The organism is Nonomuraea sp. NPDC026600 (assembly GCF_040638335.1).
In the GTDB taxonomy this organism is placed as follows: domain Bacteria; phylum Actinomycetota; class Actinomycetes; order Streptosporangiales; family Streptosporangiaceae; genus Nonomuraea.
This window is the reverse complement of sequence record NZ_JBEZYD010000005.1, coordinates 503,061-518,070: the sequence shown is the minus strand read 5'-3', so window position 1 is coordinate 518,070 and position 15,010 is coordinate 503,061. Positions and strand designations below refer to the sequence as shown.

The following is a 15,010-nucleotide window of genomic DNA, read 5'->3' as shown; positions in this document are numbered from 1 at the left end:
TCTGGCTAGTCCCGGTTGTGGTCCTCATCGGCCTCGCCCTGATGGTCACCTCCTGACGGCCAGGAGCCGGACCGGACACGGCCCCTGGCGTCCTGGTCAGCGGTAATACTCGTAGTGGACGACCGTGCTGACGTCACGGTCGAAGCGGATCTCGCCGTCGAGCCACCGGTTCCACATGTTCGAGAGCGTACGAGTCCTGACAGTGCATCCTCCCCAGCGGGAGTGCTTGGCCCGGATGGTGCCGACGTAGTCGTAGCACGACCCGACCTTCTTGCCGTTGACCTTGAGCCGGGCGTTCAGGCTGACGGTGTAGAGGGTCGTCCGGGAGACGTTGGTGATCCGCACCTTGACGCGGCAGGTGTCCTTGCACCGGCCCCAGTAGATCTTGTACTTGATCAGATGCGGCTTGGCGGTGTTGGAAAGGGTGGTTGGCGTGTTCGCGGCCACCACCGCGAGAGCGGGAGACGGAGCCGCGGCGTTCGCGGCGGACGGCACCGCGACCACGGCCACCGCCGAGGTGACGGATAAGAGCGTGCCGACGAGACCCTTGACCATGTTGCCCCCATAAGCAACGACGTGCTGCCGCTTCCCCCTGTTGAAAGCGACGTCAGGCTCCCGATTAACTGTCAGGAAAACGGCGGAGTCAATTGGTTGTCCGACCACATCCCTATTACCCCGTTATGTGGCATTAGGAAGCCCAAGAGAGCAAACGACTCCCCTGTCGCAGGCGTTTCAACGCCTGTTTCTCCAGTTGCCTGATGCGCTCTCTGGTGAGCCCGAGGCGTTCCGCGATTTCGGTATAGGTCCACGTTTCCTGGTCGGCCAGGCCGTACCGGAGTCTGAGGATGAAAGCCTCTCGCGGCGGGAGTGAGGTGAGCACCTGGTGCAGATCGGCGTTGAGCGCGCGGCGCTCCATGACCTCCTGCGCCTGGAGACCGTCCTCGTCGGCGATCATGTCGCCGATGTTGCCCTCGCCGTTCTCGCCGACGGGCACGTCCAGGCTGACCGTCTCCTGGGCGAGTCGCCGCAGCGCGGCGACTCGGCCGAGTGAGCGTTCGGCGGCCTTGGCGAGTTCGCCGTCGCGTGGTTCGCGTCCCAGGTCGACGGCGAGTTGCCCGGCGATCCTGGTCAGCCGCGACAGCTCTTCGGCGACGTGCGTGGGCAGCCGTACGGTGCGGCTCTTGTCGTGGATGCCGCGTTCGATGGCCTGGCGGATCCACCACATCCCGTACGTGGAGAACTTGTAGCCGCGTTTGTAGTCGAACTTCTGCACAGCCCTGATCAACCCGAGATTGCCCTCCTGGATGACGTCGAGGAGCGGAAGCCCACGGAAGGCGTAGCGTCTGGCGGCGGCCACCACCAGCCGGAGATTGGACCTGATGAGCAGGTCCTTGGCGCGCTGCCCCTCGCGGCGGACGCATTCGAGCTCCGGAGTGCCCTGGCCACGGCCGATCAGGTAGCCCGAATAGAGCCCCGCCTCGATCCGTCGTGCCAGGTCCACTTCGTCCGCGGCGGAGAGCAAAGGTGTCTTTCCGATCTGCTCCAGGTACATGCCGAGCAGGTCGGGCTCTTCGGCCGACATACCACGGCGACTACCCGGTAAACGGCGGCGAACTCCCCGGTTCGTTGAGTTCTGCTATCGCGAGTTCGGCGGTGGTGCGGATATCGAAGAACTTGTCGAGCGCGGTGATGGCGAACAGATGCTTACACCTGCCGTTAAGCCCGGAAAGGAGCAACCGGCCGCCGGACGCGGTCACCGCCTTGTGCAGATAAACGAGCACGGAAAGGCCCGAAGAATCGCAGACGCTGACCGCCTGCATGTCGATGACGAGTAGGGGTGGCTGGGTCAGATCCAGCGCCTTGGTGACGCGATCGCGCACCTCGGCCGCGGAGCCGAAGTCGAAATCCCCCGTTAGCCTGGCGATGACACACGGTCCCTGGAGCCCGAGGCTGATCGACAAGGCCTGCTCCGAAGCCACCCAGTTCCACCTACCCGCATTGCTTGTCCGATGTCGCCACTTTACGAGAAGTAGCGTCTCGGGTTGGACACCAGCATCTGCTCGATCTGATCGCCGGTCACACCCGAGTCCAGGAGTGCGGCCAAGACCTCGTCGTGGATGTGATCGTAGCGCCAGTTGGGCGCCATCGTGCTCAGCGCCTCATCCCAAGCCGTCCCAAAGTAGTCATAAAAGCACCCGGCGTCATGGCTGAGGACCATGCGATCAGCGTATCCCCGCTGGCAGAGGGCGGCGATGGTGGCCACTCGCTCGGAGGTCGAATTGTAGACATCCAGCCCGAATCTATCCATACCCAGCGTGGCGCCCGTGTCGGCCAGACGCATCAGGTAGTCGAGATCGTTGGTGTCGCCCGCGTGCCCGACGACGACCTTCGTCAGGTCCACGCCCTCCTTGGCGAAGAAGTCGAGCGCTATCGCCCCGCTCTGCGTGACGGAGTTCGTGTGGACGGTGATCGGCGCACCGGTGCGTACGTGAGCCTGCGCGACGGCCCGGCAGATCCGCTCGACCCCGGGCGTCAGGCCCTTCTGCTCGACCACGCACTTGAGGAACGCCGCCTTGACCCCGGTGTCGGCGATGCCCTCGGTGATGTCCCGCACGAAGTCGTCGATCATCGGATCGGGTATGTCCAGGAGCAGGCCGGGACCGCGGAACTCGTACTGGTGCGGCAGCTCGTCGAAGCTGTACATGCCGGTCGCGGCGATGATGTGCAGGTCCGGCACTTCGGCGGCGATGCGCTGGATACGGGGGATGTACCGTCCGATCCCCCACACCGTCGGGTCCACGATCGTCCGCACGCCCTTCGCCGCCGCCGCGTTGAGCTTCGTGATCGCGTCCGCGACCCGGAACTCCTCGTCCCACCAGTCACCTTTGCCGTAGTTGTCCAGGTATTCGGTGGAGAGGACGAAGACGTGTTCGTGCATCAGGGTCTGACCGAGCTCATCGACGTCGACGGGGCCGCGAACGGTGTTGACGGTGGGCATGCGCGCCTCCATACCGGCTGGTCGGTGCCGCCAACCTAGGCCGCCGCCTACCCCCCGTCAACCGGCCAGCCGCGGGAACAACGGCTCGGGGTCGGCCAGCCGTTCCCCGCTCACCGCCGCCGCCACGCGCGCCGCCCCCGTGGGCAGGAACGGCGCCAGTTGTCCGGCCAGCACCCGGCACGCGTACACGAGCGTCGCCAGCGAGGTCTCCCTGTCGCCGGGCTCCTGCCGCCACGGCTTGACCCGTTCGACGTACTTGTTCGCCTCCTCGACGATCGTCCAGACCGCGGCGGCGGCGCGGCGGAAGTCGAAGCCCTCCAGCGCCTCGTGCACCCGTCCCGGCGCGCTCTCACAGGCTTCGACGAGGGTACGTCCGGCGACCGCGTCAACGGCGACCGCGGACGTTCCCGACGACTTGCTGATCTTGCGCCCGCCGACGGTCAGGTAGTCGTGGACGAAGATCTCGGCAGGCAGCGGCAGTCCCGCCGCGAGCAGCATCGCGGGCCAGTACACCGCGTGGAAGCGGATCACGCCCTTGCCCATCAGGTGGACCTTGCGCGGCTCCGCCACCCACCAGCGGTCGTAGTCGCCGCCGTCCAGCGCGGTGACGTAGTTGGCCAGGGCGTCCCACCACACGTACACCACCTGGGAAGGGTCCCCCGGCACCGGTATGCCCCAGCCGCGGGCCCGGTCCGCGGAGCGCGAGACGCTGATGTCGGCCAGCCCGGCCTCGATGAACGCCAGTACCTCGTTCCGCCGCGCGGCCGGCTCGATCCTGAGCCGCCCGCCGCGGATGAGGTCCAGTAACGCGTCCTGGTAACGCGACAGGCGGAAGAACCAGTTCTTCTCCGAGACCCGCTGCAACGGCGCCTCGTGCTCGGGACAGGGCCCCTCGATGCAGAACTGTTCGCAGCCGACGCAGTAAAGCCCCTCGTAGTGCCGCTGGTAGAGGTCGCCGTCGATCGTCCGCCAGATCCGCTCGACTCCCGGGCGATGCCCCGGATGATGGCTCGTCCGGATGAACGAGTCGAAGGACAGGTCGTACGACTCTCGCAGCCCCTCGAAGGCGGCCGCGTTCCGATCGACGAGCTCCCGCACCGGGACGCCCTCCGCCTCGGCGGCCAGCACGTTCTTCAGTGAGTTGTCGTCGGTGCCGGTCTGGAAGCGTACGGGCTCGCCGCGCCGCCGGTAGTGCCGGGCCAGCACGTCACCCTGCACGATCTCCAGGGCGTGCCCCAGATGCGGGCGGGCGTTGACATAAGGGATGGTGGTCGTGATGTACATCGTGTGTCTCCCGAGGAGCCCCGGACACGATGCGAGGCCCCGGTCGCAGGGCCTCGAACAAGACGTCGTCGGTGGAAGCCCCTACGGGGCCATCATCACCAGTCGCGTCGTCATGCGCTCATCGTAGCGTTGCGGATGAAACCGGCGCACTCGTAAATCACCGGCCCCACGGTGCCGCCGATGCCGGCCGCGCCGCCGAGCGACGTGGCGGCCCATGAACGGAGCCCGCGAGGCACCCGGCGTCACGGAGGCCCGCGATGGCGGATCTTCCAGATGATCAGGCCGACCGCGAAGACGGCGAGGCCCGCGAGCACGGACGTCAGCGGCAGGGTCGCCGCCAGCAGCAGGCAGAGGGCCAGTCCGAGCGCCGGTACGGCCTTGGGCGGGGCGCCCTCGTCCGGCCCGAGGGTGAGCGCGCAGGCGTTGGCGATGGCGTAATAGACCAGGACGCCGAACGACGAGAAGCCGATCGCCCCGCGCAGGTCCGCCACCAGCAGCAACCCGACCACCGCCACGCCCACGGCCAGCTCGGCCCGGCGGGGGACCTCGGTCGCGGAATGGACCTCGGCCAGGGGCTCGGGGAGGTCGTGCCGGCGGGCCATGGCGAGGACGGTGCGGGAGACGCCGAGAAGGAGGGCCAGCAGCGCCCCGAGCGCCGCCACCGCCGCGCCCGCACCGACCACCGGCCGTAACCAGGGCGCGCCGGACGCGGTGGCCACGTCGGCGAGCGGGGCTTCGGACGCGCCGAGCGACATGGGATCCAGCACGTACAGCGCGGTGACGGCGACCAGGGCGTAGACCACCAGCGTGACGGCCAGGGCGGCGGTGATGGCGCGGGGGATGGTGTGTGCCGGGTCGCGGACCTCCTCGCCGAGCGTGGCGATCCTGGCATACCCGGCGAAGGCGAAGAACAGCAGGCCCGCGCCCTGGAGAACATCCCACGGGGTGGGGTGGTACGCCTCGGCGACCTGCACCGCGATCGCGTAGAACCGGGCGACCTCGTCGGACTCGGGGATGAGTGCGGCGAGCCCCTCGGGAGAGAGGTCGATCCTCTGGTCCTTGTCGACGATGCGCGCGTTCGACGGCAGATCGTCCGCCGAGAGGGCACCGACCTCGGAGCCGGTCGCCGAGGAGGCGTCAGGGCCGTTCAGCAGCCCGATGGCGACCACCGCGACCAGGACCGCCAGCACGAACGCCACCATCACCCGGGCCGCCATGGCCGAGCGCTGAACGCCGAACAGGTTGAGCGCGGTCAGTGCCACCACGGCGGCGATGGCCAGGGGCCTGGCGAGGCCGGGCGCCACGTACGAGCCGAAGGTCAGCGCCATCGCCGCGCAGGAGGCGGTCTTGCCGATGGTGAAGCCCCAGCCCGCGAGGTAGCCCCAGACCGGGCCGAGCCGCCGCCTGCCGTAGACGTAGGTGCCGCCCGACTCGGGATAGAGGGCGGCGAGGCGTGCGGAGGAGGTCGCGTTGCAGTAGGCGACGACGGCGGCGAGGGCGAGTGCGGCGAGCAGCCACGTACCTGCGGCCGCCGCGGCGGGCGCGAAGGCGGCGAACACCCCGGCGCCGATCATCGCGCTCAGCCCCACGACCACCGCGTCGGCGGTGCCGAGACGCCGTGACAGCTCCACCCCGCCCTCCCCGTTCCACCGGCTGGCAGCCACTATGCACCACGGCGCCGACAAAAGAGCCGCGAGCTAATCCGGCTGGTCAGGCTTGTCCGGTGCGGGCACCACCAGCACCGGCCGGTGCGCGTGGTGCAGCACCCGGTCGGACGTGCTCCCGAGCAGCAGTGACTTCACCCCGCCCAGCCCCCGCGTCCCGGTGACGATCAGCGTGGCCCCGATCTCGTCCGCCACCTCCACAATGGCCGACCACACGGCGAGCGCGTCCGGCTCGCAACGCGGCGTGGCGTCGAACCCCGCCTTCCTGGCCAGCTCCGCGCCCTGCTCGGCGAGCTGCCTCATGGCCTGTCCGACGGCCTCGTCCTCGACGGGCGAATCATCGATGGGCATCATCAACCCGGCCGACGCCCGCACCGAGGCCATCCCCAGGCGTTCCCACACGGTCAGCACAACGGCGCGCCGGCCGGCCAGCAGCGTGCCCGCGAAGGCGATCGCCGCCTTGGCGTCGTCCGAGCCGTCGTACGCGATCAGAATGGTCGTTTCAGCTGCTTCCATAGCCGAGCTCTTTCCTGAGCGAGCCGTTTCACGCCCACGAGCCGGGTAGCCAGCGAATATGACAGTCACTCGATTCACAGACCTGCCTCTGGCCGACCGTGACCGCGAATGAGACGCGGCGGCGGCCGACAAACGCGTGCTGAAGGTCGTCCCGCGGGCCGTGATCTCCGCCGCCGCGGTCGTCGACGGTGCCAGGGGCGGGGTCGACGTGCCGAAGGGCGACCTCGATCGGATCAGGTCGCACCTGGCCGAGTACTACGCCAAGACGGGCGACACGCCACCCTGGGAACGCTGAATCGAGGGCTTGAGCAGGGACAGCCCGGCCAGGGCGAGCACCCCGACCTCGGTGATGACCACCAGCCGCTGGGTGAGCCCGGCGGGGATCTGGTCGTTGGACAGCGGGATGCCGAACATCCGCACGACGTAGGGGACCACGACGAGCAGCAGCGCGCCCAGCGCCACCGCGCTCAGGACCCGCACGGCCCTGGCGTACCGGACCCGCGCGTTGGCCAGCAGCATCCCCGCGGCCGGCATCACCAGGAAAGCGGCGAAGGCGGCATACCTATGGATGCCTCCCGACAGCGAAAGCGGCACTCCCGGGCGGTCCGTGGGAAAGGCGCCGATCAGGAACATGCTCCCGCCCCACGCCAGCAGCAGCAGGACGACCCAGAGGCTCGCACCGGCCCGGCGCAGCGACTCGGCGATCAGTGCCGAGCCGAACGCGAAGAGCGTCAGCGAGGTCGGCAGCAGCCATCCCAGGGGCTGGAAGGCGTACTCGCTGATCACGCTGTGCAGCGGGTCGAGACCCGACTCGGCGTGCAAGGTGAGCATGGCGCCGGCCCCGGTGCCGATGGCCGCGAATCCGCTGAGAAGCAATGCCTTCATGCTTCAAAGCTCGTGGAATACGGGCTTCCGGAGTATCGGAGATCGACCCGAACGGGCCCTGAACGACCCCTTAATACCTTGGTCGTAGCACTTCGGGTGGATGACCGCTGACCTGCGGGAAACCACCCCTTGGTGGGGTTGGCCTCCTCAGGGTAGGTACCGCCGGCGGTAGCCGATTTGACTTAGAGCGCGCTCTAAGGGCCAGTCTGTAGCTCTACCCGGAAACAGGCCTTCAGAGGATGGATATGGACAAGCGCACTCTCGGCACCGGCGGCCCGCAGGTCTCCGCCCTCGGACTCGGCTGCATGGGCATGTCTGAGTTTTACGGCCAAGGAAACGAAAATGAGTCGATAGCCGTCATTCACCGCGCGCTAGAGCTTGGCGTGAATTTTCTTGACACAGCCGATATGTACGGCAGTGGGCACAACGAGGAGCTCGTCGGCCGGGCCATCAAGGACCGCCGCGACCAGGTGGTGCTGGCCACCAAGTTCGGCATCAGGCGCGAGGGCGACAGCCGCTCCATCGACAACACCCCCGAGTACATCAGGGCCGCCTGCGACGCCTCCCTCCAGCGACTCGGCGTCGACCACATCGACCTCTACTACATGCACCGCCGCAACCCCCAGGTGCCGATCGAGGAGTCGGTCGGCGCGATGGCCGAGCTCGTACGGCAGGGCAAGGTCAGGCACCTGGGCCTGTCGGAGGTAGGCGCCGAGACGCTGCGCAAGGCCGCGGCCACACACCCGATCGCCGCCCTGCAGAGCGAGTATTCGCTGTTCACCAGGGACATCGAGGGCAAGATCCTGCCCGCGGCCCGCGAGCTGGGCATCGCGCTGGTGGCGTACTCGCCGATCAGCCGCGGCTTCCTCACCGGCACGGTCGCGCCCGCCGACCAGTTGCCCGACGACGACTTCCGCAAGTGGCTGCCCCGCAACTCGGGTGAGAACGCCGAGCACAACGCCCGGCTCACCGCCGAGGTCCTGCGGATCGCCGCGGCGGCCGGGATCACCGGCGCGCAGCTCTCCCTGGCCTGGCTGCTGGCCCAGGGCGACGACATCGTGCCCATCCCGGGCACCAAGCGGCTGAAGTATCTGGCGGAGAACGCCGCGGCCGCCTCGGTCACGCTGACCGCCGAGCAGCTGGCCGAGCTGGCGCGGGCTGTACCGGCTGACGCCGTACGCGGCTCCCGCTATCCGGACATGTCAGCGATCGAGTCGTGAGCCGGGCAGGTCAGCGATCGACCCGTGAGCCAGGCGGGTCAGCGATCGGCTAGTGAGCCGGGCAGGTCGAAGTACGCCCTGATCACGGTGGTGCCGGCTCGCGTGTGAACGCGGACCAGGTCGCTGAGCAGGTTGACGATCAGCAGGCCGCGTGAGCCGGGCGTACGCGGATCGACCGGCATCCGCCCGGCCAGCGGGTCGATGATGTGGCCGGTGTCGCTGATCTCGCACACCAGCCGGTCGGCTTCGACCCAGATCCTGATGAGCCCGGAGCCGCCGCCGTGATCGAGGCTGTTGGCGCCGAGCTCGGCGACCGTCAGACGGATGTCGTCGAGCTTGGCGCGGCTGAACCCGAGGTCGGCGGCCCGCCTGGCGGCCAGGCCACGCGCGGCGGCCAGGTTGGTGTGGTCGAAGCGGAGCGAGATGAAGTCGGCGGGCTCGCCCAGCGGCTGGTTGTGCCCGTCGACGACCTTCTGGGGCGCGTAGTCACCGCTGTGCCACTCGCCGGAGCCGTCGCGGAGCACGGGATGGGTCAGCTCGGCCTCGCGGATGACCCCGGGGTCGAGCCCGTCGAGGTCGTAGGGGCACAGGATCGTGACGTGGCGACCGGTGAACGCGTAGTTGATCAGGGCCTCGTGCTGGGCGCAGGCCGGATATTCCGTCACGGTGCGGCCCGGCCAGATGGGCTCGCCGATGATCCGTACATGACCGCCGGGGTGGCGGTCGGCGAACTCGTGGAGCACGGCGGGGATGATGCGTCCCGGGTTGCGCCCCGCGCTGGTCATGTCGAGCAGGAGCACCTCGTCGGCGTCGGGCCCCAGATCGGCCTGGATCAAGGCGAGATTTTTGGGCGGGACGGCGACGGCGACAGGCTCTCCCGAACTAAGCCCTTCACGGACAAAAGCCGTGGTGGCCGCCACATACTCCCGATCTCCTCGGTAGAAGAGTGCCGGGTGCACGAACGGGTCAGCCACCATCACACTTCAAGCTACCTCGCGATGAGGTCTTTACGGCAATCCGTTGGGTATCCAGGTGTTATGAAGAAACTCCAGATCGTGCGGCCCACGAAGCCCTCCCCCCGGCCGCTCCCCCTCGATCTGCGTACGCCCTCCGGCCGACCCCTCCCGTTCTGAAGCAGGTTCCGCTCGGCGTGGGGCAGCACCGTGACGACGAACGTACCGGGCTGGCCCCAGCTGGGAGCCCTCTAGTTCATACCCTGGCGGTCCGCTATCCGCATAAGCGCTGGTTCACCCACTGATGCAGCTCCAGATGCCCCGCTTTACATCGACTTGATACATATCGTGCTAGTGAGGTGCAACCAGGGATCAAGGGTTGCTCCATAGTGTCGCTTCGTCACTGAACGCAACGAAGGGCATTGGAACATGACTCCCCCTCGTCGTCGGATCGCCATCGCGATCGCGGCGCTTTCCCTTGCCGGCCTCACCACTGCCTGCGGTGCCATCGGCCAGGCGGTCGACTGCAACGAGGCCGCCAAGGAAGTGAACAAGATCACCCAGGAGTTCACCACTTCCATGAGCACTGCGGCCACCGACCCCAAGGCGCTCAACAAGGCCACCCAGGAGACAGCCGACAAGCTCAAGACCCTCGCCTCCAAGTACGACGGCGACCTGGCCGGGGCTCTCAACGACCTGGGTTCGGTGTTCGAGGGCATCAAGGTCGACGCGAAGGACCCGACCGCCGCGACCGACGCCATGGCGAAGATCCCGGCCGCCACGGCCAAGATCCAGAGCGCCTGCGGCTGATGAACCGCCGCCGCACCGCCCGCGGGGGGCGGAGCGGGGCGGCGGCCCCAGCGCGGTATAGGTGAAATCGGTCTACTCTTGCTGCCCGTGACGGGGGAAGCTCTGACAGCCGGTGTTGCCCGTTGGACGGCCCGGATCACGCCGAACCGCCTGCGCGTCGGGCTGATCGCCGTGGTCTCGGCCGCTGTTTACGCCGTGCTCGGCCTGGTCAAGCTGGCCACCTATCGCGCCAGCACGTTCGATCTGGTGATCGTTGACCAGGCCGTGCGCAACTACGCGCACTTTCGGCCACCGTACATCCCGATGGTCGGCGCCTTCCACGACCGGGGGCTCGACTACCTTCAGCTCGCCGACCACTTCTCGCCCATCTACGCGTTGCTGGCGCCGTTCTACTGGATCCATGACGGCCCGGCCTCGCTGATCGTGGCGCAGGCGCTGCTGTTCGCCGCCGCGATCCCGTTCATCTGGTTGTTCACCAGGCGGATGCTGGGGACCGCCCCGGCCTACCTGGTCGCCGTGGCCTACGCGCTGTCGTGGCCCGTCGCGCAGGCGATCGCGTTCGACGCGCACGAGGTGATGTTCGTCCCGCTGCTCACCGCGATCATGATCGAGCGCTACCACGCGGACCGTTTCCTGCCCGCCTTCACGGCGATGGGCGCGCTCCTCCTGGTCAAGGAGGACATGGGGCTCACGGTGATCGGCTTCGGTCTCTACCTCTTCGTCACCGGCGACAGGTTCCGCGGGCTGTGCTGCGCCGCGATCGGCCTCGGCGGGGTCATGCTGACCCGGGGCGCGCTCATTCCGCTGATCGGCGGCGAGAGCTCGGACTTCTGGGCCTATGGCCACCTGGGGCCCGACGTGCCCAGCGCGATCCTGACGCTGCTCCGCGACCCGCTGGCCGCCTTACTCCTGCCGTTCAGCGAGGAGACCAAGGTCGACACGCTCTTCCTGCTGGCCTGGCCGACACTGCTGCTCTGCCTGCTGTCGCCGCTGTCGCTGGTCGCGCTGCCGCACCTGCTCGAACGCATGCTGTCGGACCGCGACCTGTGGTGGCGGGCGGACTTCCAGTACAACGCCTTCACGGTGGTGATCCTGCTCTGCGCGGGCGTCGACGGGCTGTGCAGGCTGCTGCGCCGGCTCAAGCGCCCGGACGACCGCTCGCTCAAACTGGCCTGGTCGGCCGGCGTGTGCGTGGTCGCGCTCACCCTGGTGCCGAGGTTCTCCCTGGACCAGCTCTACCATCCGAGCTTCTACAAGGCCGAGGAGATCGCCACCGCGTCGGCCGCCGAGGCGGTGGCCAAGGTCCCGCGGGGCGTCACCGTCGAGGCGGCGAACTCCCTCGGACCCGCCCTGACGTCCCGCACCACGGTCCTGCTCTGGACGGGCGAGTCGCACGGCGCCGCCTGGGTGGTGGCCGACACGGCGCGCTGGCAGTACCCGTTCGGCTCCCCCGACGAGCAGCGCGCCCAGGTGGATCGGCTGGTGACCGAGGGCTACACGAAGGTGTACGACCGCGATGGATATGTGGTCTTACGTCGGACGTGATGGCGGCGATCTATCCGATGGCCTCCGCGTACGCCTGGTCGAAGCCCGCCAGGACGGTCGGCCAGGAGCCCGCCGACGGCGGGACGGCGCGGTTGTGGGCGATCATGCGCTGCCGTAGCTCAAGGTCCGTGGCCAGGCGGGCCACGGCGTCGGCCAGGTCACCGAGGCTGCGGCCGAGCAGTCCCTCCGTGCCGTGCCGGACGAAGTCGGCCACCCCGCTCTGGGCCCGCGCCACCACGGGGAGCCCGGCGGCCCGAGCCTCCAGGGCGGCGATCCCGAACGACTCGCGTGGCGCCGGCGCCACGAACACGTCGGCCGACTCCAGCACCTTGGCGATCTGCTCGCGGGTGTAGCGTCCCGGCAACGAGACCCAGCCCGTCATGCCGTGCCGGGCCAGATACCGCTCCATCTGGGCGCGCGCCGGCCCGTCGCCGATCACCGTGGCACGCAGCGGGACGCCCGCCGGGACCCGGGAGCGCACCATGTCGAGCAGCTTGAGCAGCCGCACCGGCTGCTTGCGCGGCGCGAGACGCCCCACCGCCACGATGTGCACCTCGGAGTCCCGCGCGGCCGACGGTTCGCCGTCTGAGAAGTCGCCTGAGAAGTCGCCTGAGAAGTGGCGCCAGCCCGACAGGTCGAGGCCGTTGGACACCACGTGCACGGGCACCCCCTCCCCCGCGACCGACCGGATCGGCGCCGCCGCCGCGTTGCTGACCGTGGTGGCCACCAGCCCCCAGCTCTGCCAGCCGTACGCCAGCCGCAGCAACCGGTAGACGCCACGCGTGACGGGATCCCACATGCTGTGCACGGTCACCACGCACGGAATTCCGGCCCGCCGCGCGGCCCGCACCCCCATCCAGGCGAACGGCGAGACCGCACCCATGTGCACATGCACCACATCGGGCCGCGAGGAGGTCAGCCGCCGCGTGAGATGCCCCACTCCGAACGGGTGGACCGGCAGGTCGAAGGGCATCCTGGCGACGATCCTGTGGACCCCGGGCAGCGTCTCGCCCTTGGTCGCGGTCGCCACATCGACGGCGTGGCCGGCCTCGCGCTGCGTACGCACGAGGTCGGCGACCTGAACCTCGATCCCCCCGAGTCGCGGCAGGTAACAGTCACTCACGTGAAAGATCCGCACCCCTCCCAGACTAATCTGGGCCTTGTGCCTCCACGTACCGCTGTGTTCTTCCACGCCCATCCCGACGACGAGGCCCTGCTGACGGCCGGCACGATGGCGATGCTCGCGGCCGAAGGTCACCGCGTGGTCCTCGTGGTGGCGACCGCCGGCGAGCGCGGCCTGGCCGAGATGGGGCCGGGCGAGGAGCTGCGCGCCACCCGGCTCAAGGAGCTGTACGAATCGGCCGCGCTGCTCGGCTGCGCCCGCGTCGAGTGCCTCGGCTACGGCGACTCGGGCCTGAGCCCGCAGGGCGGGAGCGCCGAGGAACGGCCCGACGACGCCTTCATCGACGCCGACTCCGAGAAGGCGGCCGGAAAGCTGGCCGCCATCCTGGAGGAGGAGAAGGCCGACCTGCTGTCGATCTACGACCCGGCGGGCGGCTACGGCCATCCCGACCACGTCAAGGTGCACCGGGTGGGCCGGCGGGCGGCGGAGATCGCGGGCACGCCGGTCGTGCTGGAGGCGACGGTCAACCGCGACCCGCTGGTCAGGCTGCTGAAGCTGGCGGGGAAGTTCTACCGGTTCCCGCCCGAGTTCGACGTACGGACCTTCGAGAGCGCCTACTCGGCGAGCGAGACGATCACCCACCGGGTCAATGTCCGGAAATATGCGAAACAGAAGCGGGCGTCGATGTCCGCGCACGCCTCCCAGGCCACCGGCGGCGACAGCGACCGCACGCTGGCCGTCATGCTCAAGGTGCCCGGCCCGATCTACCGGCTCGTCTTCGGCACCGAATGGTACGTACGGCGTGATCTTCCACCCGGCACCCGCCTCCGTCATCCCCTGGACCAGTGGCCGAAATGAGTCCCCAGTATGATCCGGGCCGCCCCCGCGACCGGCAGACTGTACCCCGATGAAGAACAGATGGCTCCAGATCACGCTGTCCGCGCTGTCCCTCGCGCTGGCCGTGGTCCTCGTCGTTTACCTGCCGCAGATCGTCCACGCGCTGACCGGCAAGCCCGTGTCCTGGCACGAGATCGGCAAGCTCTTCGGCACCCTCAGCGTGGGCACGATCGCGCTGATGAGCGCGCTCTGGCTGCTGAGCCTGCTGGCCTACACGTTCGTGCTCACCAACTCGCTGCCGGGCCTCAACAACGGGCAGGCGCTCGCGCTCAACGCGGCGGGCAGCGCGGTGAGCAACCTGCTGCCGTTCGGCGGCGCGGCCGGGGTGGCGCTGACGTTCGGGATGACCCGGGGCTGGGGGTTCGCCAACCGGCCGATCGTGGTGATGACCCTGGTCAGCGGCATCTGGAACACTCTGTTTAGATTCATCCTGCCCGCCGTCGGCATCATCGCGCTGCTGGCGGCCGGCAAGGCGCCCAACGCGACGGTGGCCAAGGCCGGCTGGGTGGGCGCGGTGTCGATCCTGGTGCTCTGCGCGGTGGTGGCCGCCGCCCTCTACTGGGACCGCGCCGCCGCCCTCCTGGGCAAGGGCCTCGACGTCCTCGTACGGCTGCTCCGACTGAAGTTCCACGCCTCCGACGCGCTCAACCGGCTGCGCAAGGACACCGCCGAGATCGTGAGGTCGCGGTCGATCGCACTGTCGCTGGCCATGATCTTCTTCCTGGGCTTCCAGTGGGCGATCATGGTCGTCTGCATGCACGCCACCGGCGCCTATCCGGGGCTGGCCCAGTCGATCGCCGTCTTCGCCCTGTCCCGCGTGCTCACCAGTGCGCTGGTGACGCCGAGCGGCGCCGGCATCATGGAGAGCGGCGTGGTGATCCTGATGACCGGCGCCTTCGGTGTGGCAGCCGCTCCGGCGACCGCGACCGCACTGCTCTTCGGCTTCTGGACTTACACTATCGAGATCCCGTTCGGCGGCCTCGCACTAGGCGCGTGGGCGCTTCTGCGCAGGCGCAATGCTAGGAACGCCGACGCGGAGCCCCCGTCCGCGATCTCGAAGGCCCCTCAGTGACAATCCCAAACCCAACTGGCGTTAATCAATCACGGCTCTTGTG

The 15,010-nt window shown here is 68.7% G+C and carries 16 protein-coding genes; 6 read left to right on the top strand and 10 right to left on the bottom strand.

What is annotated here, in order from left to right; all coding sequences use genetic code 11:
- Positions 1 to 96: 96 nt before the first annotated feature.
- From AB0F17_RS15460 to AB0F17_RS15430, 7 genes are all read right to left on the bottom strand, one after another.
- On the bottom strand, positions 97 to 555 hold the full coding sequence (locus AB0F17_RS15460; RefSeq protein ID WP_358022243.1) for a hypothetical protein: 459 nt from the start codon (positions 553 to 555) through the stop codon (positions 97 to 99).
- 133 nt (positions 556 to 688) lie between these two features.
- Positions 689 to 1,582: a sigma-70 family RNA polymerase sigma factor gene (locus tag AB0F17_RS15455; RefSeq protein ID WP_358022240.1), complete on the bottom strand. Its 894-nt coding sequence runs from the start codon at positions 1,580 to 1,582 to the stop codon at positions 689 to 691.
- A 10-nt stretch (positions 1,583 to 1,592) separates the two neighbouring features.
- Complete coding sequence (locus AB0F17_RS15450) at positions 1,593 to 1,979, bottom strand: STAS domain-containing protein (protein WP_214637228.1); 387 nt, start codon at positions 1,977 to 1,979, stop codon at positions 1,593 to 1,595.
- A 41-nt stretch (positions 1,980 to 2,020) separates the two neighbouring features.
- Entirely contained in the window at positions 2,021 to 2,998 is a 978-nt protein-coding gene (locus AB0F17_RS15445; protein WP_358022237.1) for a phosphotriesterase-related protein, read from the bottom strand.
- A gap of 57 nt (positions 2,999 to 3,055) precedes the next feature.
- On the bottom strand, positions 3,056 to 4,282 hold the full coding sequence (locus AB0F17_RS15440) for a methionine--tRNA ligase (RefSeq protein WP_358022234.1): 1,227 nt from the start codon (positions 4,280 to 4,282) through the stop codon (positions 3,056 to 3,058).
- A 242-nt stretch (positions 4,283 to 4,524) separates the two neighbouring features.
- On the bottom strand, positions 4,525 to 5,913 hold the full coding sequence (locus AB0F17_RS15435; RefSeq protein WP_358022231.1) for an APC family permease: 1,389 nt from the start codon (positions 5,911 to 5,913) through the stop codon (positions 4,525 to 4,527).
- A 66-nt stretch (positions 5,914 to 5,979) separates the two neighbouring features.
- A complete protein-coding gene (locus tag AB0F17_RS15430) occupies positions 5,980 to 6,462 on the bottom strand; it encodes a universal stress protein (RefSeq protein WP_358022228.1) in 483 nt (160 codons plus the stop codon).
- A gap of 136 nt (positions 6,463 to 6,598) precedes the next feature.
- Here AB0F17_RS15430 and AB0F17_RS15425 point away from each other — a divergent pair, with 136 nt between their 5' ends.
- Complete coding sequence (locus AB0F17_RS15425) at positions 6,599 to 6,757, top strand: hypothetical protein (protein ID WP_358022225.1); 159 nt, start codon at positions 6,599 to 6,601, stop codon at positions 6,755 to 6,757.
- Here the strand turns inward: AB0F17_RS15425 and AB0F17_RS15420 are convergent.
- Positions 6,718 to 7,347, bottom strand: coding sequence for a DUF998 domain-containing protein (locus AB0F17_RS15420; RefSeq protein ID WP_358022222.1), 630 nt, complete (start codon positions 7,345 to 7,347; stop codon positions 6,718 to 6,720). The two genes, AB0F17_RS15425 and AB0F17_RS15420, sit on opposite strands and share 40 nt — an antisense overlap.
- Positions 7,348 to 7,586: 239 nt before the next feature.
- Here AB0F17_RS15420 and AB0F17_RS15415 point away from each other — a divergent pair, with 239 nt between their 5' ends.
- Entirely contained in the window at positions 7,587 to 8,567 is a 981-nt protein-coding gene (locus tag AB0F17_RS15415; RefSeq protein WP_358022219.1) for an aldo/keto reductase, read from the top strand.
- 38 nt (positions 8,568 to 8,605) lie between these two features.
- On the opposite strand, the gene AB0F17_RS15410 is transcribed toward AB0F17_RS15415, so the two are convergent.
- A complete protein-coding gene (locus tag AB0F17_RS15410; RefSeq protein ID WP_358022216.1) occupies positions 8,606 to 9,544 on the bottom strand; it encodes an anti-sigma factor RsbA family regulatory protein in 939 nt (312 codons plus the stop codon).
- A 405-nt stretch (positions 9,545 to 9,949) separates the two neighbouring features.
- Here AB0F17_RS15410 and AB0F17_RS15405 point away from each other — a divergent pair, with 405 nt between their 5' ends.
- Positions 9,950 to 10,330 carry a hypothetical protein gene (locus tag AB0F17_RS15405; RefSeq protein WP_358022213.1) on the top strand — a complete coding sequence of 127 codons (381 nt, stop codon included), beginning with the start codon at positions 9,950 to 9,952 and terminating at the stop codon, positions 10,328 to 10,330.
- An 87-nt stretch (positions 10,331 to 10,417) separates the two neighbouring features.
- Entirely contained in the window at positions 10,418 to 11,875 is a 1,458-nt protein-coding gene (locus AB0F17_RS15400) for a DUF2079 domain-containing protein (RefSeq protein WP_358022210.1), read from the top strand.
- Positions 11,876 to 11,885: 10 nt separating this feature from the next.
- Here AB0F17_RS15400 and AB0F17_RS15395 read toward each other — a convergent pair whose 3' ends face one another.
- Complete coding sequence (locus AB0F17_RS15395; RefSeq protein WP_358022207.1) at positions 11,886 to 12,998, bottom strand: glycosyltransferase family 4 protein; 1,113 nt, start codon at positions 12,996 to 12,998, stop codon at positions 11,886 to 11,888.
- A gap of 39 nt (positions 12,999 to 13,037) precedes the next feature.
- Here AB0F17_RS15395 and AB0F17_RS15390 point away from each other — a divergent pair, with 39 nt between their 5' ends.
- Both AB0F17_RS15390 and AB0F17_RS15385 read left to right on the top strand, forming a co-directional pair.
- Positions 13,038 to 13,856, top strand: a complete 819-nt coding sequence (locus tag AB0F17_RS15390) for a PIG-L family deacetylase (protein ID WP_358022204.1) — start codon at positions 13,038 to 13,040, stop codon at positions 13,854 to 13,856.
- Between the two features lie 49 nt (positions 13,857 to 13,905).
- Positions 13,906 to 14,967: a lysylphosphatidylglycerol synthase domain-containing protein gene (locus AB0F17_RS15385; RefSeq protein WP_358022201.1), complete on the top strand. Its 1,062-nt coding sequence runs from the start codon at positions 13,906 to 13,908 to the stop codon at positions 14,965 to 14,967.
- Positions 14,968 to 15,010 lie beyond the last annotated feature (43 nt).